Origin of the sequence: Massilia aurea (genome assembly GCF_040790145.1) — a bacterium.
In the GTDB taxonomy this organism is placed as follows: Bacteria; Pseudomonadota; Gammaproteobacteria; order Burkholderiales; family Burkholderiaceae_D; genus Telluria; species Telluria aurea_C.
In genome coordinates, this window is sequence record NZ_JBFMMP010000005.1 from 71,101 (window position 1) to 91,342 (window position 20,242).

A 20,242-nucleotide genomic window follows, 5' to 3' on the forward strand; every position below is an offset into this window, starting at 1 on the left:
TCGGTTTTTTCGATCGCGACACTGTGCGCCTGGGCCGGTAACCGATACGCAAACCTACCTGATCACAGCGCCATCACCGTCCAACGCGTTACCGCTGCTTGTCGAGGCTGACCTTGTCGCCGGCTGCGACTGGCGGGACGCCAAAAATCTCGCGATACCCCACGTACAGCGCGCACTGCAGCAGCAGGATGAATAAAAAGATCACCCACATGATCACCACGCGCGCGATGCTGTTACCACCCAGGATCACGGCGATCACCATGCACACGGCAAAGAAGATGCCGAACCATGCCAGCAGCATCACGACGAAAATCCCCGCGCTGCGCTTGACGGCAAAAAAGCTGTAGAACACGGCCTTGAAAGGCGGCATTTTCTGCCAGTACGTCAGCGGCGCGGCAAAGCACAGCGAGATCAGTGCCACCACGTCGAGCGCGAAAATGAGGAACATCGCCAGCACATCCTGCCCCGCCAGCACGGCCGGGGTGCCGCTTGCACCCTGAGCCCGTATCTGCTCCCAGAAATCAGGCTGCACGGCAAAGCGCGTGACCAGCGCCAGGATCAACGATACGCCCAGGTAGACGATGCCGACCTTGCACAACTCGCGCAGCACGGGTTTACGAAAACCGGTGAGCGCCACGGCCGGCGTGACGCGCTGGCCGTTCTCGATCATCGAGCACGCCATCATGAACGCCATCGAAAACGAGGGGATCAAGACCACCGCCACCATCGCGCCCAGCAGCGGCACGGCGCTGATCAGGATGCTGACCAGGATATTGGCGAACAGCAGCGTGGTGAGCGCTGCCGGTTGTTGACGAAACAGCAGGGCGCCGTTCTTGAGCCAGGTCCAGCCGGTAGTTGCAGGTAGTTTGTTCATGTAATGACAGTGGTGGGCAAGCCCGGCGCGGGGCGCGCAATGCGCTCGCGCAGAATACGTTCGAAATGGGTGGGATCGTGCGGCGTCAACAGCTCGGCCGCGCGTGGAAGGTGCAGATCATACAGGCGCGACAGCCAGAAGCGTAGTGCGCCTGCGCGCAACAGCGGTTGCCAGGCGGTTTGTTCGGCCGACGTGAACGGCCGCACCGCGTGATAGGCGTCGAGCAGGGCGCGCACGCGCGCTGCGTCGAGTCTGCCGGTGGCCAGGTCGATGCACCAGTCGTTGACGGTCACCGCCACGTCGTACAGCCAGGTGTCGACGCCGGCGAAATAAAAGTCGAAGCAGCCGCTCAGGCGCTCGCCCTCGAACATCACGTTATTGCGAAACAGGTCGGCATGCACCGGGCCGCGCGTCAATTGCGCGTAGGTGGCGCTGGCGGCAAATTCGGCCTGGTACGCGACTTCTTCGCGCAAGAGCGTCGCTTCGGCATCACTCAGCAGCGGGGCGACCTCGGGCGTGGTCGCCGTCCACCAGTCGATGCCGCGCAGGTTCGGCTGCTGCAGCGCGAAATCCTGCGCCGCCAGGTGCATACGCGCCAGCATGCGGCCCACTTCGGCGCAATGCACCGGCTGCGGATCGAGCTGCGAGCTGCCGTTGAGGCGGCTAACGATGATCGCCGGCTTGTCGTGCAGACTCACGAGCAGGTCGCCGTCATTGTTGGGCACCGGCGCGGGCACGGGAATGCCGCGCTCGGCCAGGTGGCGCATCAGGTTGACATAGAAGGGAAGCTGGTCGAAGCGCAGGTTCTCGAAAATCGTCAGAACGTAGTTGCCGCGCTCTGTATTCAAGAAGAAATTGCTGTTGTCGATGCCGGAGGAAATGCCTTCGAGCCCGACGGCCTGGCCGAGAGGGAACTGCTTGATCCACTGGTGAAGGTCATCCAGCGAGACCGCGGTAAAAACTGCCATGAGCTAGCAAGAAATAGAAGTGGACGATGGCCGCGAGACTGCCGCGTGACGTAGCACGCGGCAGGCGGGATCATTGTTTGGTGGTCGGTTCGAGCGCGGGTGGCGGCGGCACGTCGGCGCGCGCCGGGACGGTCCCGGCTGCACCGGCGCGGGCTGGCGCCGCAGCGGCCGGCTGCTCGTCGGTATTCTTCTTCTTGGGATTGCCAAAATCAAATTCCATCACCTGCCATTGTGGGGCGCGGATGCTGCTGCCCGAGATATCCCCTGGTTGGGCATTTCCCGGTGCAACGTTGGGCTTCATGGTGTAGCGGCTTGGGCCGGCTTGCACTTCGACTTCGGCGACCTTGCCGTCGTTGCCGCGCTTTTCGGTGATGCGGGTGCCCTCGCGCGGCGGAATCGTCGTGGCCGGCACATCGCTGCCCGGCTCGATGCGCTCGAGCTGCGGCGGCGCGTCGCTTGGACGTTGCTGCTGGGCTGGCGTAGTTGGGGGCGTGGCGCGCGGTGCCGGCTGGGTCTGCGTTTGCGGCGGCAGGTTTTGTGTCGACTGCGGCTGCGCCGATGCCAGGCCGGCGTGGGCAAACAGGCACAGCGTCAGGAGGGCAAAGCGGGGTGTCGAGCGCAGCATGATGGTCACCTAATGTCGTTTAGTCCATTGTAGCAAACAGTGCCGCTTCCCTGTGAAACGTGTGCCGAATCCCATGATAGCCGCAGGGAATCGGGACGCCGGAGCGGGCGCTGCTCATCATGCGGATTCTGCGATAATGGCGGCTACCCTGGCGCCACCTTCGGCGCCGCACGCTTACCTGATTTTCGCCCCCTATGGACAATACCCTCCTGCTCGTCGACGGTTCCAGCTATCTCTACCGCGCCTTCCACGCATTGCCCGACCTGCGCAGCCCCGATGGCTTCCCGACCGGCGCCATGCACGGCATGGTCAATATGCTGCGCCGCCTGCGCGCCGACTTCCCGGCCGCCTACATCGCCTGCGTGTTCGATGCCAAGGGCAAGACCTTCCGCGACGACCTGTATCCCGAATACAAGGCCACGCGCGCGTCGATGCCGGAAGACCTGGGCAAGCAGATCGAGCCGATCCACGAAGTGGTGCGCTATATGGGCTGGCCGATCCTGATGGTCGACGGCGTCGAAGCCGACGACGTGATCGGCACGCTGGCTGTGCAAGCCACCGCGCGCGGCATGAAGACGGTCGTGTCCACCGGCGACAAGGACCTGGCCCAACTGGTCAACGACAAGGTCATGCTCATCAACACGATGAGCAACGAGCGCCTGGACGACGCCGGCGTGCTGGCCAAGTTCGGCGTGCCGCCGAACCGCATCATCGATTACCTCACGCTGGTCGGCGACACTGTCGACAACGTGCCGGGCGTGGCCAAGTGCGGCCCGAAGACGGCCGTCAAGTGGCTCACGTTGCACGGCTCGCTCGACGGCGTGATCGAGAACGCGGCCAGCATCGGTGGCGCCGTGGGCGAAAACCTGCGCGCCGCGCTCGACTGGCTGCCAAAGGGCCGCGAACTGATCACCGTGAAGACCGACTGCGACCTGGTCAAGCACGTGGTGTCGTTCGAAGAAACGCTGGTGGGCCGGCCCGAGAACGCCGAGGCGCTGCGCGACTTCTTCAGCCGCTACGGCTTCAAGACGATGCTGCGCGACCTGGGCGGCGCCAAGGCCGGCGACGGCAGCGTGCGCCCTGCAGCGGGCAGCGCGCCGGGCGGCGGGCCACTGAATTCGCCGGAAGGCGCGCAGGCCACGCTGGACGGCATGCCGGTCATCAAGGGCGAGTACGAGACCATCCTCACCGACGCGCAGCTCGATGCCTGGCTGGCGCTGATCGACGCGGCGGCCCTGACGTCGGTCGATACCGAAACGACCTCGCTCGATCCACTGACGGCGCAGATGGTCGGCATCTCGCTGTCGGTCGAACCGGGCAAGGGCGCCTACATCCCGCTGGCGCACCGCTACGCCGGCGCGCCCGACCAGCTGGCGCGCGAACACGTGCTGGAAAAGATGCGCCCGTGGCTCGAGAACCCGGCCAAGCCAAAGCTGGGCCAGAACCTCAAGTACGACATGCACATCTTCGCCAACCATGGCGTGACGCTCAAAGGCATCGTGCACGACACGCTGCTGCAGTCGTACGTGTTCGAGTCGCACAAGCCGCACGATATGGACACGATGGCCATGCGCCACCTGGGCTACACGACGATCCCGTTCGTGGACGTGTGCGGCAAGGGCGTCAACCAGATCTGCTTCGACCAGGTCGAGCTGGCGCGCGCCACGGAGTATGCGGGCGAGGATTCCGACATCACGCTGCGCCTGCACCAGTCGATGCTGCCGCACGTCGAAGCCGACAAGGGGCTGACCTATATTTACCGTGACATCGAGATGCCGACGATGGAAGTGCTGCACAAGATCGAACGCAACGGCGTCTTGATCGACAGCGAGCTCCTTGGCGTGCAATCGAACGAGCTGGGCAAGCGCATGCTCGAACTCGAGCAGCAGGCGTATGAACTGGCCGGTGGCCCGTTCAACCTGGGTTCGCCCAAGCAGATTGGCGAAATCTTCTTCGTGAAGCTCGGCCTGCCGGTGATCAAGAAGACCGCCACCGGCGCGGCGTCGACCGACGAAGAAGTGCTGCAAAAGCTGGCCGAGGATTACCCGCTGCCGAAAATTCTGCTGGAACACCGCGGCATGTCGAAGCTCAAGTCAACCTACACCGACAAGCTGCCGAAGATGGTCAACGCGACCACGGGCCGCGTGCACACCAACTATGCGCAGGCCGTCGCCATCACGGGCCGCCTGTCGTCGAACGAGCCGAACCTGCAGAATATCCCGGTGCGCAATGCCGAAGGGCGCCGCATCCGCGAAGCGTTCATCGCGCCGCCGGGCAGCGTGATCGTCTCGGCCGACTATTCGCAGATCGAGCTGCGCATCATGGCGCATATCTCGGGCGACGCCGCGATGCTCAAGGCCTTTGCCGATGGCGAAGACATCCACCGCGCCACGGCGGCCGAGATCTTCGGCATCGCGCCGGGCGACGTGCAGAGCGAGCAGCGCCGCTACGCCAAGGTCATCAACTTTGGCCTGATCTACGGCATGAGCGCCTTCGGCCTGGCCGCCAACCTGGGCATCGAACGGGGCGCGGCTGCCAACTATATCGAACGCTACTTCGCGCGCTTCTCGGGCGTGAAGCAGTATATGGACGAGACGCGCCTGCAGGCCAAGGCGCGCGGCTACGTCGAAACGGTGTTCGGCCGCCGCCTGTGGCTGCCCGAGATCAATTCGCCAAACGGCCCGCGCCGCGCCGGCGCCGAACGGGCCGCGATCAATGCGCCGATGCAGGGCACGGCGGCCGATCTGATCAAGCTGGCGATGATCGCGGTGCAGGGGTGGATCGAAAGCGCGGGGCTGGCCACACGCATGATCATGCAGGTGCACGATGAACTGGTGCTCGAAGTGCCGCAGGCGGAACTGGAACTGGTGCGGGTGAAGCTGCCCGAGCTGATGGCGGGCGTGGCGACGCTGAAGGTGCCGCTGGTGGCCGAAACGGGTGTGGGGGAGAACTGGGAAAAGGCGCACTAAAAGTCAAGGCGCAGTAAAGGCGCGCGTTACCTGCCAACGTACTGGCAGATAACGGCGCCAGCTCGCATGCGACGACAGCATGCTTGCACACTACAAGTGAATCACGCCTCCTTGCCAGACCGTGCGTCGCCCAGGATGGAAGCGATGGTACGTTCCACCAGTGTCACCTTGAAACGGTTCTCGGGTGTCGTTGCGGCGCCAGCCAGCAACTGTGCCGTCACGGCGGCGGCGCCTTGCGGCAGCGCCTTCTCGGCGGCCGGAACGCGCCATGGCCGGTGCGCGACTCCGCCAACCGCAATGCGCCCGGCGTTGCCTGGCTGGATGACTGCCGCGACAGATACCAGCGCAAACGCATACGACGTCCTGTCCCTGACTTTGCGGTAGAAGTGCTGTCCCCCGAGCGGCGTTGGCAATGTCACCGATGTGATCAGTTCTCCGGGCATGAGATTGTGCTCGATATGCGGTGTTGTCTCGGGTAATCGATAGAAATCGGCAATACGAATGACGCGCGCGGTGCCGTCGGGCGACACGGTCTCGACCTGGGCGTCGAGCAGTTGCATGGCCACTGCCATATCGCTCGGGTGCGTGGCGATGCACAGTGCGCTTGCGCCGACGATGGCATGGTTGCGCGTGAATCCGCCGATGGCGGCGCACCCACTGCCGGGCACGCGCTTGTTGCACGCTTGATTGGTGTCGTAGAAATACGGGCAGCGCGTGCGCTGCAGCAGGTTGCCCGCAGTCGTGGCCTTGTTGCGCAGCTGGCCCGACGCGCCGGCCAGCAGTGCGCGGGCCAGCACGGCGTAGTCGCGGCGCACGCGGCCATCCGCCGCCAGGTCGGTGTTCCTGACGAGCGCGCCAATTCTCAGGCCCCCTTCGCTCGTTGCTTCGATGGTGTCGAGTTTGAGCGCGTTAACGTCGATCAGCAGCGTTGGCGTTTCGATCTCGAGCTTCATCAAGTCCAGCAGATTGGTGCCGCCGGCGATGAAGCGCGCGCCCGGCGTGCCGGCCACGGCGACGGCTGCTTGTGCGGGCGTGTGGGCGCGCTGGTAGGTAAATGCCCTCATGCCTGGCCTCCTGCTTCGGTGATGGCGTCGATGATGTTGGAATAGGCGCCGCAGCGGCAGATGTTGCCGCTCATGCGTTCGCGCAGCTCGGTTGCCGACAGGAGCGGTTTCACGTTCAGGTCGCCCGTCACATGGCTCGGTACTCCGCGCCTGATTTCATCGAGGACGCCCACCGACGAGCAGATCTGGCCCGGCGTGCAATAGCCGCACTGGTAGCCGTCATGCTTGATGAACGCCGCTTGCATCGGGTGCAGGCTGCCTGGCGTACCAAGCCCCTCGATGGTCGTGATGGCGTCGCCCTCGTGCATCACGGCCAGGCTCAGGCAGGAATTGATGCGGCGCCCGTTGACCAGCACGGTGCAAGCGCCGCACTGGCCCTGATCGCAGCCTTTCTTGGTGCCGGTCAGGTGCATGCTTTCACGCAAGGCGTCGAGCAAGGTCGTGCGCGCGTCGAGCGTGAGCTGGTGCTCCTTGCCGTTGACCTTGAGCGTGAACGCAGCGCCGGCTGGCGCGGCTTCGGGCGCATCCGCCTGGGTGGCTTGTGGTCCGACCGTTTGCGCGACTGCCGGCAGCATGGCGGCAGTGGCGGAGACGGCGCCGCCGATCATGAGGCCGCGGCGCTTTTCGTCGATGTCGTCCTGAAAAATCATGGTGTGTCCTTTACATGTGTACGCAGGCCGGTTCAGGCCAGGCTTGGCAAGTGGGGCAGCAGCTTGTCGAGTGTGACCGGATAGTCGCGCACCCGCACGCCGGTGGCGTTGTAGACGGCATTGGCGATCGCTGCCGGTACTCCGGCGATGCCGAGTTCGCCCAGGCCCTTGGCCTTGAGCGGGCCGATGGTCGGATCGACTTCATCGAGAAACACGACGTCGAGATGGGGAATGTCGGCATGCACCGGCACTTCGTAGCCGGCCATGTCATGGTTGACGAAAAAGCCGCCGCGCTTGTCGACCACCAGCTCTTCCATCAGTGCGCCGCCGACGCCCATCGTCATTGCGCCGATGATCTGGCTGCGCGCCATCAACGGGTTGATGATCCGCCCGGCGCCGCACACCGCGAGCATGCGGCGCACACGGATCTCGCCGGTGGCCGCGTGCACGCCCACTTCCGCGAAATGGGCAGCGAACGTCTCCTGTGCAAAACGCTGGGACAGAGTGCCGTATTCCATGGCGTCCTGCGCCGTCAAGTCACCGGCCGCGACCGCGTCGCGCAACGGCCGGCTGTTGCCGCCGGAACGCACGCGCCCGCCCACGAACTCGATGTCGACCGCATCCATCTTGAGACGCTCGGCAATCTGTGCGCGCAGCGCCATGCAGGCGGCGTACACGCCGGCCGTCGACGATGCGGCGCCGAACTGGCCGCCCGAACCGGATGCGACGGGAAACGTCGAGTCGCCCAGTTTCACCACCACCTGTTCGATCGGCACACCCAGCATCTCCGCGGCGGTCTGGGCCAGGATGGTGTAGCTGCCGGTGCCGAGGTCGGTCATGCCCGTCTCGACCGTGACGATGCCTGCCTTGTCCAGGCGCACGCGGGCTCCCGATCTGAGGGTGGGCGAACCGCGCACGCCCGCGGCCATGCCCATGCCGACCAGCCAGGCGCCATCGCGGACCGTGGCAGGCCGCGCAGCACGCTTGTCCCAACCGAAGCGCGCGGCGCCTGTGCGCAGGCATTCCACCAGCTGGCGCTTGGAAAACGGCCGCCCCGGCGCGCCGGGATCGACCTGCGTATCGTTCAAAACACGCAGCGCCACCGGGTCCATCCCCAGTTTTTCGGCCAGTTCGTCCATCGCGATCTCGAGCGCCATCAGGCCCGGCATTTCACCGGGGGCGCGCATCATGCCGTTCTCGGCAAGGTCGAGATGCGCACCGCTCGCGCGCATCATCCGGTGCCGGCCCGCATACAGCAGGCGCGTCGGCGCCGTCGCATCCTCGACACGATTGGCCAGGTCGCCCGACCAGCTTTCGTGCCCGACGCAGCTGAGCCGTCCGTCCTTGCCGGCGCCGAGGCGCACGTGCTGGATCGTGGCCGAGCGGTGGGTCGTGTTGTTGTACATGAGCGCGCGCTGCAGCACGACCTTGACCGGCCGGCCCACGCGCTTTGCGGCCAGGGCGGCCAGGACGGCGTCGGCGCCCGTCGTCGCCTTGCCGCCGAAGCCGCCGCCGATATAGGGCGAGACAACGCGGATGTCGTCCGCGGCGATATTGAATGTTCTTGCCAGGTCGCGCGCACCCCAGTGCACGATCTGGATCGCGGTCCAGACCGTGAGTTTGTCGCCTTCCCAGGCAGCGATGGTGGCATGCGGCTCCATCATGGCGTGCGCGTGATGCGGGGTCGTGTAATGCGCATCGACCTTGACCGGCGCGGCCGCGAACGCGGCATCGAATGCTTCCTCTGCATTGTCGCCTTCGGGGCGCACGTGCAGTCGCTGTTGCCTGGGCAGCTCGCCCATCGCCTCAGCCAGGTCGAATGCGCCTGCTTCGCGTTCATAGCGCACGTCGACCAGCGCCGCGGCGCAAGTCGCCTGCTCGAACGTTTCGGCCACGACGACGGCAACGGCCTGGTGGTAATGCTGGACTTCGGGGCCGGCCAGGGCGCGCGCCGCGTAGAAGGCGCCGGTGCCAAGCCTGCCCGTATCGTCATGCGCGAAGACGCCCAGCACGCCCGGGGCGGCCAGCGCACGGCGCTTGTCGATGGACAGGATGCGTCCCTTGGCAATGGCCGCGCCGACGATCACGCCGTAGACGGCATTCGGCGCGGCCTCGTTCTGTTCGTAGGCATACGTCGCACGCCCTGTCGTTTTCAGGGGACCGTCGATGCGTTCGACCGGTTTTCCGACGACCTTCAGGCGGTCGATGGGGTTTTGTCTGGCTGGAGAATCGAATTTCATGCGCGCTTTCCGATGACATCGATGCGCTGCCGGCGCGCGCCGGCCGGATGGCCAGGCGTACTGACGGCGTCACCACCGGGGGATACCTCCCCAAAAATCAGGCGGCAGGCATCCATGGCAATACCCGTGGATGCTGCCGACCTGTCCCTTGCTTACCGTTTGCCGTTCACTTTTGCGAAAAATTCCTTGTAGCTCGCCTGGCCTTTTTCAGCGGCAAAGCGCTGGGGGTGCACGCGTTGCACCAGGACTTCTTCCGCGTTTGGCTGGGTGTCCAGGATCTGGACGACCTCGTCGATGAACGCGGCGAGCGGCATCGCGTTCGGATCGGTGGCCTGGTGCGCACCCATCAACTCGGTTTGCACGTATGGCGGTGCGATCTCGACGACATCGACGGTGGTGTCTTTCAACTGGTGGCGCAGCGACTCGCTGAACGAGTGAATCGCCGCCTTGGTTGCGCAATACGTCGGCGTCACGGCCAGTGGCACGAACGCCAGTCCGGACGACACGGTGACGACGGTTGCCTGCTGCTGTTTGCGCAGCAAAGGCAGCAGCCCGGCCGTCAGCAGGATCGGGGCCACCAGATTCGTCGCGATGGTCGCGTGCGCCGTCGCGGTATCGACGTTCTCGGCCGCCCAGTTTTCTGCGCGCATGATGCCGGCGTTGTTGATGACGACATTCAGGCCCGGATGCGTACGCGCGATTTCCTGCGTGAAGCGGTCGATGTCGGCCACGTCCGTGACGTCCAGTACGGCCGTGGCAATGCCGGGATTCGCGGTGGCGACGTCATCGAGCGCTTCCTGGCGGCGGCCCGCGACGATGACCTGATTGCCGCGCTGATGGAATGCTTCGGCCAGCGCGCGCCCGATGCCGGAGCCGCCGCCGGTGATGAGGATGGTGTTTCCAGTGGTGTTCATGTGTGCTTTCCTTTCACTGACCAGAGTGGTGCTTCCAAAGACAATTCTCTGGAAACTTGTGATAGCCTAACGCCGTTACTCTCACTTAGGAAGTAGGCACTTTCATGGTGGGTACAAACACATCGGTAACTAATGGAGAATCTCTGGTGGCAATTGCAGAAAAACGACGCGTGATTTTTGAACCCGTGGACGCTCGAGAATCAGGCCGGGCATCCCGTCCTGAACTCGATACACTCGTGCTCGACGTGCTCGACCGTGTCGCGGACAAGTGGACGATGTGCGTATTGGAGGTCCTGCATCAAAAAGGCAGGCAGCGTTTCACGCGTGTCGGGGAGTTGGTTGGTTCCATCAGCCAGCGCATGTTGACCAAAACGCTCAGGCAACTGGAGTCCGATGGCCTGGTGTTGCGCACTGTCTATGCCGAAGTGCCGCCACGCGTGGAATACGAACTGACCGACATGGGCACCAGCCTGTGCGCAGCGTTTTGCAGCTTGTGGGTGTGGGCGGAGCAGCACGAGCCAGCGTTGCGCGCGCTGAATGCAACGCGAATCGCTGCCCGCAGCGAGTGACGCGAAACCCGCTGCCCCAGGACCAGCGGCTGTACAAATGGTACTGACAAGCGAGCGGCGCCCCTGTTGGCCGGCATCAAGTGCGCCCTGTCTGGCATGGCGTGCCCGTACGCCGGCGCGCAGGTTGACGCTCTCGTGCGCGATACCGTGCCGACGAGAAAAAGAACGGTAGGCAGCATTGGCATCGGTGACCAAGAGCGCTTGTCGGTCGAGCTTTGGCAGCAGGTGGTCTTCGAGCTGCGCCGCCGCCAGGGCGCCACGACCAACGACGGCATCGACCGTGCCGCCAGTGCGATCCCGGGTCACCAGGAGGCAATCGAGTTCATTCGACATGCCGCGCTTGCTGGCAACGCCGCCCCGCTTACGCGGCGCGCGCTCGAGCTTGCGCGAGCCTTTCTGCGATTCGAGCAGGAACATCTCGTCGGCCTCGACGATTCCGCCCAGCTGCGCCGGGCGATCCAGCTTGATCCAGTGCAGAAAGCGGTGACGCCAGCGAAAAGCCGTGTTGCGGTGCACGCCCACTTGACTGGCGGTGCGCCGCACGCTTGTCGCGTCGAGCAACGTTTGCAGGTAACTGAGCCATTTGCCGCGCAGCCGCAGGCGCGCCAGCGGCGTACCACTCAAGTCGTTGAACGTGCGCCCGCAGTCGCGACAGCGAAATTGCTGCAGGTCGTTGGCATGACCGTGCCGGTACCAGCAACGACTGCCGCAGCGCGGACAACTGCGCCCGGCCTCGCGGATCTGTCCGATCAACGCGATAACCTGCTCGAGGCCGGCGGCGGGGCATCGAGCACGCGCGGGCGCTGCGGTTCATTGAGCAACCGCAGTTTGTCGAACCAGCTGGTGAAGCGAGGCGCTTTCATGGACCGCTCCTGTCGATGGCAACAGGGGTTGGACCGCGCGTCAGCTCAGCGCTTCAGGTCTCATCACTATTTAACGATTACAGCGCCCTGGCAAAAGGCGCGCGCCGCGCGCTGCATCGTTGGGCGGGAACCGTACCGCGGAACGCCGGCCTTTCGATCATGCAGACAGCACGGCGGCGCCGGCTCCTCCACGGTGAACGGCCGCGAGTCAATCGTCACGGTCGGCATGTGTCGGATCGGCAACAGGTCGTCGGCTACCCCGCACATGATCCGATACCCGGCACGCATTTATCCCGCACTTGTATGTGAGAATAAGTGATGTTTACGCAACCCGACTATGCGGCGCTGTTCACGGCGTCGCCGTATCCTTACCTGCTCGTCAACCGGGACTTCACCATCATTGGCGCCAATCCCGCGTACCTGCAGTCGACCGGTCGGACCGCCGAGCAAATCGTGGGCCTGCATATCTTCGAAGCGTTTCCGGCCGATCCGGATGATCCCGAATCGACCAACCTCGACGAGGTGCGCATCTCGATCGAGCAAGTCTTCGCGACCAGGCAGCCCCACACCAGCGCGCTGCTGCGCTACGCGGTCCCGCGCGAGACGCCCGAAGGCCGCGTGTTCGACGAGCGTTACTGGAGCGCGATCCACACGCCGGTGTTCGACGCCGCCGGCGAGGTCGCCTTCGTGTCGCAAAACGCCATCGACGTGACGGACCTGTACCGCTTCGACGTCGACTCCCGCAAGTACTACCTCAAGCAGGGTGCGAATGCGGTGCCGGACATCCCGCAGATGAACCGGCCGCAAATGCACGAGGCGATGACGCGCATCCTGAGCCTCGAGCGCAGCCAGTTGCAGAAGATGTTCAACCAGGCCCCGAGCTTCATCGCGGTGCTCACTGGGCCCAACCACGTCTTCGAGATGGCCAACGAAGCGTATTACCAGCTGGTCGGCCACCGGGAACTGATCGGCAAGCCCCTGCTCGAAGCGATGCCCGAGGTGGTGGTGCAGGGCGTGCGCCGCGTGCTCGATGGCGTCTTCACGAGCGGCGAGCCGATCGTGCTGCGCGACTCGAAGATCTCGCTGCAGCGCCAGCCCGATGGTCCACTGGAAGACCGTTACATCGATCTGCTGTACCAGCCGATCGTCGACCAGGACGGACGCGTATCCGGGATCTTCGCCCAAGGCAGCGACGTCACGGCTGCGTACCAGGCGTCGCAGGCACTGTCCGAGAAGGTTGTGCAGCTCGAAGAGATCCGGGAAAGCCAGGCCTTCCAGCTCGCGCTGTCCGACCGCATTCGCCAGCTCGACGATCCCGACGACGTGACCGGGGCGGCCTGCGCGCTGCTGGGGCAGGCGCTGAACGCGGCGCGCGTGCTGTACGCGCAGATCGACGACGACAAAGGCACCGCCAGCATCCGCCGCGACTGGACCGCCCCCGGCAACGCCAGCCTGGCCGGCCGGGTCACGACCATGAACGACTTCGGCCCCGAGCTGATTGCCGCGCTGCGCGCCGGGCAGGCGATCGCCAACAACGATGTGGCGCTCGACCGCCTGACCCTGGGCTACGCCGATGCCTATGCCGGCATCGGCATTCGCGCCGACCTGCTGGTCCCGTACGTCAAGGCCGGCAAGCTGATCTTCGTGCTGACGGTGCAGGACGCGACGCCGCGCGCGTGGCGTGACGCCGAACTGCGGATGGTGCAGGAGACCGCCGAGCGCACCTGGTCGGCGGTGGAAGCGGCGCGCGCCCGCGCGGCGCTGCGCAGCGAACGCGATCAGAGCCAGAGCATCTTCGACAGCATGGGCGAAGGCTTCGCCGTGCTGGACAAGGACTGGACCATCCTGCGCATGAATGCCGAAGGGCTGCGCCTGACCCAGTGCCGCGCCGAAGACGTCATTGGCCATAACCACTGGGAGGTCTGGCCCGAACTGCGCGGGACACCTGCCGACACCGTGTTCCGGCGCGTGATGGCGACCGGTGCGACCGAGATTATCGAACTGGCCCACCGCATGCCGGACGGGCGCCGTGCGTGGATCGAGACCCGTACCCATCGCTCATTGGATGGCGGCATCGCATTCTTCTTCCGCGACGTCACCGAGCGCCGCGAAGCGCAAGAGCAGCTCACCGTGGCCGACCGCCGCAAGGATGAATTCCTGGCCATGCTGGCGCACGAGCTGCGCAACCCGCTTGCGCCCATCGGCGCGGCCGCCGACCTGCTGCAACGGGCACGGCTGGACGAAGCGCAGGTGCGCCAGACCAGCCAGATCATCGGGCGCCAGGTGCGCCACATGACGAGTCTCGTCGACGACCTGCTGGACGTGTCGCGCGTGACGCGCGGGCTGGTGGAGCTGCATACAGAGCGCCTGGATATCCGGGATATCGTGAACGACGCGATCGAGCAGGTCACGCCATTGATCCACGCCCGGCGCCACCACCTGGCGCCGGCGCTGCCGCCGCACGCGCCGCTGGTGATGGGCGACCGCAAGCGCCTGGTGCAGGTGCTGGCCAACCTGCTGAACAACGCGGCGAAGTACACGCCCGAAGGGGGGCACCTCACCATGGCCGCCGACGTGCGCGCCAGCCACGTGCTGCTGCATGTGACCGACGACGGCATCGGCATGGCGCCCGAACTGGTCATGCGCGCGTTCGAGCTGTTTTCGCAGGCCGAGCGTTCGTCGGACCGCTCGCTGGGCGGCCTTGGATTGGGGCTGGCGTTGGTGAAAAGCCTGGTCGACCTGCACCATGGCAGCGTTACTTGCGAGAGTCCCGGGCAGGGCAAGGGCAGCACCTTTACCGTGTGCCTGCCGCGCCTGGACGGTGACGCGCCGGCGCCGATGGCAACCCATTCAGCCGACAGCACCCCGCACACGCAGGCCGCACCCGGTCACCTGCGCATCATGGTCGTGGACGACAACGTGGACGCGGCGGCGATGCTGGCGCTGCTGCTCGAATCGAACGGGCACGAGGTGCACGTCGAACATGCGGCGCTGCCGGCGCTGGCCGCCTGCGAGCGCGATACGCCGGATGTGTTCCTGCTCGATATCGGCCTGCCCGACATCGACGGCGTCGAACTGGCCACGCGCCTGCGCGCCCGGCTGGACGCGCAGCAGGCGGTGCTGGTGGCCATCACCGGCTACGGTCAGGAGCAGGACCGCGCGCGCACTGCGGCCGCCGGCTTCAACCACCATCTGGTCAAGCCGGTCGACATGGCGAAGCTCTACGCGATCCTGGACGAGGTCAGGCCTGCGCGCCGTGCGAGCGGCGCCCGGAATGACGCTTAAAACGATGCGCGCAGCGTCGCCGACGCGGTGCGCGGCTCGGCGTAGTGCAGCCCGTTATAAAAGCCCACGCGGTTGTAGTAGATCTTGTTGAAGACGTTGTTCACGTTGACGCTGGCGGTCAGGTTCTTGTTGATGCGGTAGCTGGCCATCAGGTTCGCCAGCCACACCGACCCTTGTCCGATGCGCGACAGGCGCGTGACGGGCGCGCCGCTGGCGTTGTAGCTGCCGGTCGGCTGTTGCGCCGTGTTCCACAGATTGCTTTGCCAGTTCACGCCGCCGCCAAGCGCATACCGGCCGTCGGCGCCGAAGCGGTAGCTGGTGAATACCCGCAGCAGATTGCGCGGAATGACCGTGTTGATGGCCGCGCCCTGCGCGTTGCGCGAACGCGTGTGGCTGTAGCCGGCCGACAGATTCCATTGGCGCGCGATCTGGCCCGACGCTTCGACTTCGACGCCGTCGATCACGTTGCCCTTGCCGGTGGTGCGGTACGCCTGCACCGCGCCCGGCAGCGAATTGGGCGGCACGCTGTCGTCGATCTCGGCGACGTTGTCCTTCTTGCTGCGAAAGACCGCCGCCGAGAAGTTCATGCGGCGGTCGAACAGTTCGGCCTTCACGCCCGCCTCGATATTGTTGCCTTCGACCGGATCGAGGAATTCATTGTTCACGTCGCGGAAGTTCTGCGGCTGGAAGATGCTGGTGTAGGCGGTGTACGCCGTCCACTGCTGGTTCAGGTCGAACAGCAGGCCGACATACGGCGTGACGATATCGTCGTTGGTGAAACCGGTGGTGCTGGTGACGGGGCCGGCGGCGCTGAAGTTGCGGGTATTGGTCGTGTACTTGCCGTGCCGGACGCCGACGACGGCTTTCAATGGATCGGACAGATTCAGGCGCGTGGCCAGGAAAGCCGCCTTCTGGTCGACCCGGCCGATGCTGGTCGGCACCGCGCCAATGGTGGTCGGAAATTGCGCCACGTCGCCGGTCCAGGTGCGCCAGTCGGGAATCGCGCTGTAGCCGGGCGGCACCGCGCCAAGGGTGATGCGCGGCGAGACCGTTTCGCGCTCGGCCTTGCCCCAGCCGAAGACCAGGTCGTGCTGGCGGCCGAACAGCTTGAATTTGCCGTCGATATTCAATTCGAGGACGTCCATCGATTCATCGGCCGGGAAGCGGCCGTAGGCCACCGTGATGCCGCTGCCGTCCGGACGCGGATAGCCGCCATAGCCGAAGTACAGGCTGCCGTCCTGCTCGCGCTCGGCCGTGGTCCAGCCGGCGCGCAGGCGCCAGTTGCGGTTGAAGCGGTGTTCGAGCGTGGCGAAGGTTTTTTCTTCCAGCAGATTCCAGGAAGCCCACGGCGTGGACAGGTTCAGGTCATGCGGCATGTTCGCCAGCGAGCCGTCCGCGTTCCAGTAGGGGACCGTGCCCCAGGTCGAGCCGCGCGGGTCGGATTTCTGACGCTCGTGGCCGATCGCCAGCACGGTGGCCGGGCCCAGGTCGGCTTCGAGGATGCCGTACACGGCGCTCAGGTCCTGTTCGTACAGCGGCCGGAACGACTTGGCTTCTTGCCTGGCCGTGACGAAGCGGCCGCGCAGTTTGCCGTCGAAGGCGAGCGGACCACTCACATCGAGTTCGGCGCGGTGCAGGTCGTGCGTGCCGATGCGCAGCGCGGCATTGGCCTGGAAGGTCCTGGTCGGGCGCTTGCGCACCTGGTTGATCGTGGCCGACGGGTCGCCCGCGCCGGTGGTCAGGCCGGTAGCGCCGCGCACCACTTCGATGCGGTCGTAGACCACGTTGTCGCCATTGGCCTTGAGCGAACTACCGAACAGGTTCAGCATGCCGTCGACCTGGAAGTTGTTCACTGCGTAGCCGCGCGCGTTGTAGGTCACGCGCTCGGTGTCGTTGTAGTTGACGTAGATGCCGGTGACCTGCTGCATGGTTTCGGCCAGCGTCTGCAGGCCTTGCTCTTCCATGCGCTCGCGTGTCACGATCGACATTGACTGCGGGGTCTCGCGCGGCGTCAGGTTCAGGCGCGCACCGGTGGCCAGCGGCCCGGTCGTCGTGTACGACCCGCTGCCTTCGGTCGTCGCGTCGCGCGCGCCGGTGATGGTCACCGCCTGCAGCTCGGTCGGCACGGTTTCCGGCGCCTCTTCGGCCTGGACATGCCAGGCCGGCAGGATGCCGAGGATGGCGGCGGCGCAGGCGCGCAGGGTGAGGCAGGCGGGGGCGTGGCGCGAGAGCTGGGTCATGAGCGGGTCTTTCGATGTCAAGGAACGGGCGGTGATCGAACACCGCCATTGCATCGCTGAAGACGTCGCCCAATCATTATTTCTCAAATTATAATGCGAATCATTCTCATTTGGGAAATGTTATTACAGCATCAGTTGTGTGCACCGCGTGCCGGGCTGCACCGATGCTAAACTTGCAAGCCTGTCCATTACTGATCGAAGGGATGACCATGAAAGATCTCGTCAACGACGCCGGCAGCCTGCTTGGCGCGAGCGCATACACCGATGGCGTCGGGCGCCGCGACTTTATCCGGGCCGCCGTCGGCACCGGCTTTGCCGCCAGCGCGCTGCCGGTCATGGCGCAGACCCAGATCCAGACCGACACCGAAGGCCTGGACGCCGGCGACACCATCCTGGTTATCGATGGCCAGGACGTGCCGGTGTACCGCGCCCAGCCCAAGGGCAAGACGGGTGTGCCGGTCATCCTGGTGATCTCCGAGATCTTCGGCGTGCATGAACACATCAAGGACGTGGCGCGCCGTTTCGCCAAGCAGGGTTATATGGCGATCGCGCCCGACCTGTTCGTGCGCCAGGGCGACGCCACCAAGGCCCCGAGCACGGCCGAGCTGATGAAGAATATCGTGTCGAAGACGCCCGATGCACAAGTGATGTCGGATCTCGACCGCGTGGTCACCTGGGCCAAGCAGCGCGGCGGCGACACCGACAAACTGGGCATCACCGGTTTTTGCTGGGGCGGGCGCATCACCTGGCTGTACGCGGCGCACAACCTGAAGGTCAAGGCCGGCGTGGCCTGGTACGGCCGCCTGGTCGGCGAGGCCACGGCCACGTCGCCGAAGCACCCGATCGACTTCGCGCAAAATCTGAAAGTGCCGGTGCTGGGCCTGTACGGCGCAAAGGACACGGGCATCCCGGTCGAATCGGTCCAGCGCATGCAGGCCGCGCTCGACAAGGGCAACAGCCGCTCGACGATCCACGTGTACCCGGACTCGGGCCACGCCTTCCACGCCGACTACCGTCCGATGTACAACCCGGCCGACGCGAAGGATGGCTGGAACCGCGCGCTGGCGTGGTTCGCCAGGTACGGCGTCGCCTGATGTAACCAGGCGCCGCCTTGGACGAGGGCAGGCCGGGAGCGGTACAATGCCCGGTTTGCGGCTCGTCGCAAGCATACAACAAGAGGCTTTCAAATCGACCCGTTTTCAGCCCCATTCATCGACCCGACCCTGGGGTCCATCCTGCTGGCCACCGTAGTCGCCGGCGTCGTCAGCATCACCGGGGCTGCCGTTTTCTCGTTTGCGCTGCTGTCGAAGGTAGTGGAAAAGATGGTCAGCCTGTCGGTCGGCATCATGCTGGCGACGTCGCTGCTGCACGCGCTGCCGGAAGCATTCGATTCGGGCGCCGACACCAAGAGCCTGTTCGCCACGCTGCTGGGCGGCCTGCTCGCCTTCTTCTTGCTGGAGAAGGTAGCCCTGCTGCGCCATTCGCACCACCACGAAGGCGACGGCCACCACCACGCCCACGGCCACGACGCGCGCGAAGCCGGCAAGGCCGGCTGGATGATCCTGCTCGGCGACGGCATGCACAACTTCACCGACGGCATCCTGATCGCGGCAGCCTTCCTGGCCAATCCGGAGCTGGGCATCGTCACCGCGCTGGCAATCGTCGCGCATGAAATCCCGCAGGAGATCGGCGACTTCATCGTGCTGCTCAACGCCGGCTTCTCGCGCCTGCGCGCTTACGTGTTCAACCTGCTGTGCAGCCTGATGGCGGTGGTGGGGGGGCTGCTCGGGTATTACACGCTCGATCGCGCGAGCGGCTTGATTCCGTATGTGCTGGTGTTTGCGTCGTCAGGGTTCATCTACATCGCGGTGAGCGATCTGATGCCGCAGATGCAAAGGCGTTCGACCTTGAAGGAGTCGGTGCCGCAGGTGCTGTTGATCGGGCTCGGTGTGGGGCTGGTGGTGGCGCTGCACGCGTTTTGACGTGGTGGTGCGCTACGTACTGGGGTTCCCGCCTGCGCGGGAACGACGGTTTATAGGCTAGTAGCTAACGATGGCCTTGCATCACGCAGCTTAAGCACGTCGTTCCCGCGGAGGCGGGAACCCAAGTCAGCTGATTACCCCGCACCCTTCGCCACCGGCCGCGAACCATCCCCCACCCACTCGCTCCACGACCCCGGATACAACGCCGCCCCCGGCAACCCCGCCACTTCCAGCGCCAGCAGGTTATGGCAAGCCGTCACGCCCGACCCGCACTGCATGATCGCGGCCGCCGGATCGTCGATCAGCGCGCCGAATTCCTCGCGCAGCTGCGCCGCCTCCTTGAACCGCCCGTCCGCCCCCAGGTTATCCTTGAAGAACCGGTTCTTCGCCCCTGGGATATGCCCGCCCACCGGATCGATGGTCTCGTTCTCGCCCCGGTAACGATCGGCCGCGCGGGCGTCGATCACGATGCGCTGGCCACCCTGCAGATTGGCCAGCACCTCGCGCACCGTCACCGTCGGCACGAACGGGGCACGTACGCTCAATGCACCGCGCGGCTTGACGGGCGTCTCGGTGGTCAGCGACTGACCCGCCGCCGCCCACGCCGCCATCCCGCCATCGAGCACCGCCACCGCCTCGTGCCCCAGCCAGCGCAGCAACCACCACAGCCGCGCCGCGAACATGCCGCCGTGCGCGTCGTACGCCACCACTTGCGTGGTGTCGTCGATGCCAAACCCGCGCAGCGCTTGGGCCAGCGCTTCTTTTTCGGGCAGCGGATGGCGGCCCCGGAACACGCCCTCGTCGTCGGTCCTGGCGCCCGACAGCACCGTTTCGATATCGGCAAACACCGCGCCCGGCAAGTGGCCGGCCGCGTAGCCGTCACGCCCGGCGGCCAGGTTCATCAGGTCATGGCGGCAATCGACGATTACCCAGGCCGGGTCGTCGATGTGCGCGGCCAGGCCGGCGGCGGAGATCAGGGTCTGGTGCATGACGGTTCCT

General features: G+C 65.4%; 14 protein-coding genes and 1 pseudogene. 5 read left to right on the forward strand and 10 right to left on the reverse strand.

Features of this window, described 5'->3' with window-relative positions:
- Window positions 1–88: 88 nt before the first annotated feature.
- From AB2N08_RS09985 to AB2N08_RS09995, 3 genes are all read right to left on the reverse strand, one after another.
- Window positions 89–874: a BPSS1780 family membrane protein gene (locus AB2N08_RS09985; RefSeq protein ID WP_367610487.1), complete on the reverse strand. Its 786-nt coding sequence runs from the start codon at window positions 872–874 to the stop codon at window positions 89–91.
- Window positions 871–1,842: a homoserine kinase gene (locus AB2N08_RS09990; RefSeq protein WP_367610488.1), complete on the reverse strand. Its 972-nt coding sequence runs from the start codon at window positions 1,840–1,842 to the stop codon at window positions 871–873. Before AB2N08_RS09990 ends, AB2N08_RS09985 begins: the two co-directional genes overlap by 4 nt.
- 70 nt (window positions 1,843–1,912) lie before the next feature.
- Complete coding sequence (locus AB2N08_RS09995; RefSeq protein ID WP_367610654.1) at window positions 1,913–2,467, reverse strand: hypothetical protein; 555 nt, start codon at window positions 2,465–2,467, stop codon at window positions 1,913–1,915.
- A 194-nt stretch (window positions 2,468–2,661) separates the two neighbouring features.
- On the opposite strand from AB2N08_RS09995, the gene polA reads away from it, so the two are divergent.
- Window positions 2,662–5,436 carry a DNA polymerase I gene (gene polA, locus AB2N08_RS10000; protein ID WP_367610489.1) on the forward strand — a complete coding sequence of 925 codons (2,775 nt, stop codon included), beginning with the start codon at window positions 2,662–2,664 and terminating at the stop codon, window positions 5,434–5,436.
- A gap of 101 nt (window positions 5,437–5,537) precedes the next feature.
- Here the strand turns inward: polA and AB2N08_RS10005 are convergent, their stop codons facing one another.
- The 4 genes from AB2N08_RS10005 to AB2N08_RS10020 all read right to left on the reverse strand — a co-directional run bounded on the left by AB2N08_RS10005 (window position 5,538) and on the right by AB2N08_RS10020 (window position 10,304).
- Window positions 5,538–6,500, reverse strand: a complete 963-nt coding sequence (locus AB2N08_RS10005; protein WP_367610490.1) for an FAD binding domain-containing protein — start codon at window positions 6,498–6,500, stop codon at window positions 5,538–5,540.
- Window positions 6,497–7,150, reverse strand: coding sequence for an aldehyde dehydrogenase iron-sulfur subunit PaoA (gene paoA, locus AB2N08_RS10010; protein WP_367610491.1), 654 nt, complete (start codon window positions 7,148–7,150; stop codon window positions 6,497–6,499). Before paoA ends, AB2N08_RS10005 begins: the two co-directional genes overlap by 4 nt.
- 32 nt (window positions 7,151–7,182) lie before the next feature.
- The gene (gene paoC / locus AB2N08_RS10015) at window positions 7,183–9,390 is read right to left on the reverse strand and encodes an aldehyde oxidoreductase molybdenum-binding subunit PaoC (protein WP_367610492.1); all 2,208 of its coding nucleotides are present in this window, start codon (window positions 9,388–9,390) and stop codon (window positions 7,183–7,185) included.
- Between the two features lie 152 nt (window positions 9,391–9,542).
- Window positions 9,543–10,304, reverse strand: a complete 762-nt coding sequence (locus AB2N08_RS10020; protein ID WP_367610493.1) for an SDR family oxidoreductase — start codon at window positions 10,302–10,304, stop codon at window positions 9,543–9,545.
- 275 nt (window positions 10,305–10,579) lie between these two features.
- Between AB2N08_RS10020 and AB2N08_RS10025 the strand changes: the two genes are divergently transcribed.
- Window positions 10,580–10,873: a winged helix-turn-helix transcriptional regulator gene (locus tag AB2N08_RS10025; RefSeq protein WP_367610655.1), complete on the forward strand. Its 294-nt coding sequence runs from the start codon at window positions 10,580–10,582 to the stop codon at window positions 10,871–10,873.
- Between the two features lie 78 nt (window positions 10,874–10,951).
- Here AB2N08_RS10025 and AB2N08_RS22950 read toward each other — a convergent pair.
- A pseudogene (locus AB2N08_RS22950) lies at window positions 10,952–11,736 on the reverse strand (IS1595 family transposase); the annotation flags it as partial.
- Window positions 11,737–12,054: 318 nt separating this feature from the next.
- On the opposite strand from AB2N08_RS22950, the gene AB2N08_RS10035 reads away from it, so the two are divergent.
- The gene (locus AB2N08_RS10035; protein ID WP_367610494.1) at window positions 12,055–15,021 is read left to right on the forward strand and encodes a hybrid sensor histidine kinase/response regulator; all 2,967 of its coding nucleotides are present in this window, start codon (window positions 12,055–12,057) and stop codon (window positions 15,019–15,021) included.
- Here AB2N08_RS10035 and AB2N08_RS10040 read toward each other — a convergent pair.
- Window positions 15,018–17,261 carry a TonB-dependent siderophore receptor gene (locus tag AB2N08_RS10040; RefSeq protein ID WP_367610495.1) on the reverse strand — a complete coding sequence of 748 codons (2,244 nt, stop codon included), beginning with the start codon at window positions 17,259–17,261 and terminating at the stop codon, window positions 15,018–15,020. The two genes, AB2N08_RS10035 and AB2N08_RS10040, sit on opposite strands and share 4 nt — an antisense overlap.
- A gap of 209 nt (window positions 17,262–17,470) precedes the next feature.
- Between AB2N08_RS10040 and AB2N08_RS10045 the strand changes: the two genes are divergently transcribed.
- Together AB2N08_RS10045 and AB2N08_RS10050 are read left to right on the forward strand one after the other, a co-directional pair.
- A complete protein-coding gene (locus tag AB2N08_RS10045) occupies window positions 17,471–18,355 on the forward strand; it encodes a dienelactone hydrolase family protein (RefSeq protein WP_367610496.1) in 885 nt (294 codons plus the stop codon).
- Between the two features lie 141 nt (window positions 18,356–18,496).
- Entirely contained in the window at window positions 18,497–19,243 is a 747-nt protein-coding gene (locus tag AB2N08_RS10050) for a ZIP family metal transporter (RefSeq protein ID WP_367610656.1), read from the forward strand.
- Window positions 19,244–19,377: 134 nt separating this feature from the next.
- Here AB2N08_RS10050 and AB2N08_RS10055 read toward each other — a convergent pair whose 3' ends face one another.
- The gene (locus AB2N08_RS10055; protein WP_367610497.1) at window positions 19,378–20,232 is read right to left on the reverse strand and encodes a sulfurtransferase; all 855 of its coding nucleotides are present in this window, start codon (window positions 20,230–20,232) and stop codon (window positions 19,378–19,380) included.
- Between the last annotated feature and the right edge of the window lie 10 nt (window positions 20,233–20,242).

Coding starts and splice junctions, on each gene's coding strand:
- AB2N08_RS09985 (WP_367610487.1), bottom strand. CDS start 874: ATGAACAAACTACCTGCAACTACCGGCTGGACCTGGCTCAAGAACGGC.
- AB2N08_RS09990 (WP_367610488.1), bottom strand. CDS start 1,842: ATGGCAGTTTTTACCGCGGTCTCGCTGGATGACCTTCACCAGTGGATC.
- AB2N08_RS09995 (WP_367610654.1), bottom strand. CDS start 2,467: ATGCTGCGCTCGACACCCCGCTTTGCCCTCCTGACGCTGTGCCTGTTT.
- polA (WP_367610489.1), top strand. CDS start 2,662: ATGGACAATACCCTCCTGCTCGTCGACGGTTCCAGCTATCTCTACCGC.
- AB2N08_RS10005 (WP_367610490.1), bottom strand. CDS start 6,500: ATGAGGGCATTTACCTACCAGCGCGCCCACACGCCCGCACAAGCAGCC.
- paoA (WP_367610491.1), bottom strand. CDS start 7,150: ATGATTTTTCAGGACGACATCGACGAAAAGCGCCGCGGCCTCATGATC.
- paoC (WP_367610492.1), bottom strand. CDS start 9,390: ATGAAATTCGATTCTCCAGCCAGACAAAACCCCATCGACCGCCTGAAG.
- AB2N08_RS10020 (WP_367610493.1), bottom strand. CDS start 10,304: ATGAACACCACTGGAAACACCATCCTCATCACCGGCGGCGGCTCCGGC.
- AB2N08_RS10025 (WP_367610655.1), top strand. CDS start 10,580: ATGTGCGTATTGGAGGTCCTGCATCAAAAAGGCAGGCAGCGTTTCACG.
- AB2N08_RS10035 (WP_367610494.1), top strand. CDS start 12,055: ATGTTTACGCAACCCGACTATGCGGCGCTGTTCACGGCGTCGCCGTAT.
- AB2N08_RS10040 (WP_367610495.1), bottom strand. CDS start 17,261: ATGACCCAGCTCTCGCGCCACGCCCCCGCCTGCCTCACCCTGCGCGCC.
- AB2N08_RS10045 (WP_367610496.1), top strand. CDS start 17,471: ATGAAAGATCTCGTCAACGACGCCGGCAGCCTGCTTGGCGCGAGCGCA.
- AB2N08_RS10055 (WP_367610497.1), bottom strand. CDS start 20,232: ATGCACCAGACCCTGATCTCCGCCGCCGGCCTGGCCGCGCACATCGAC.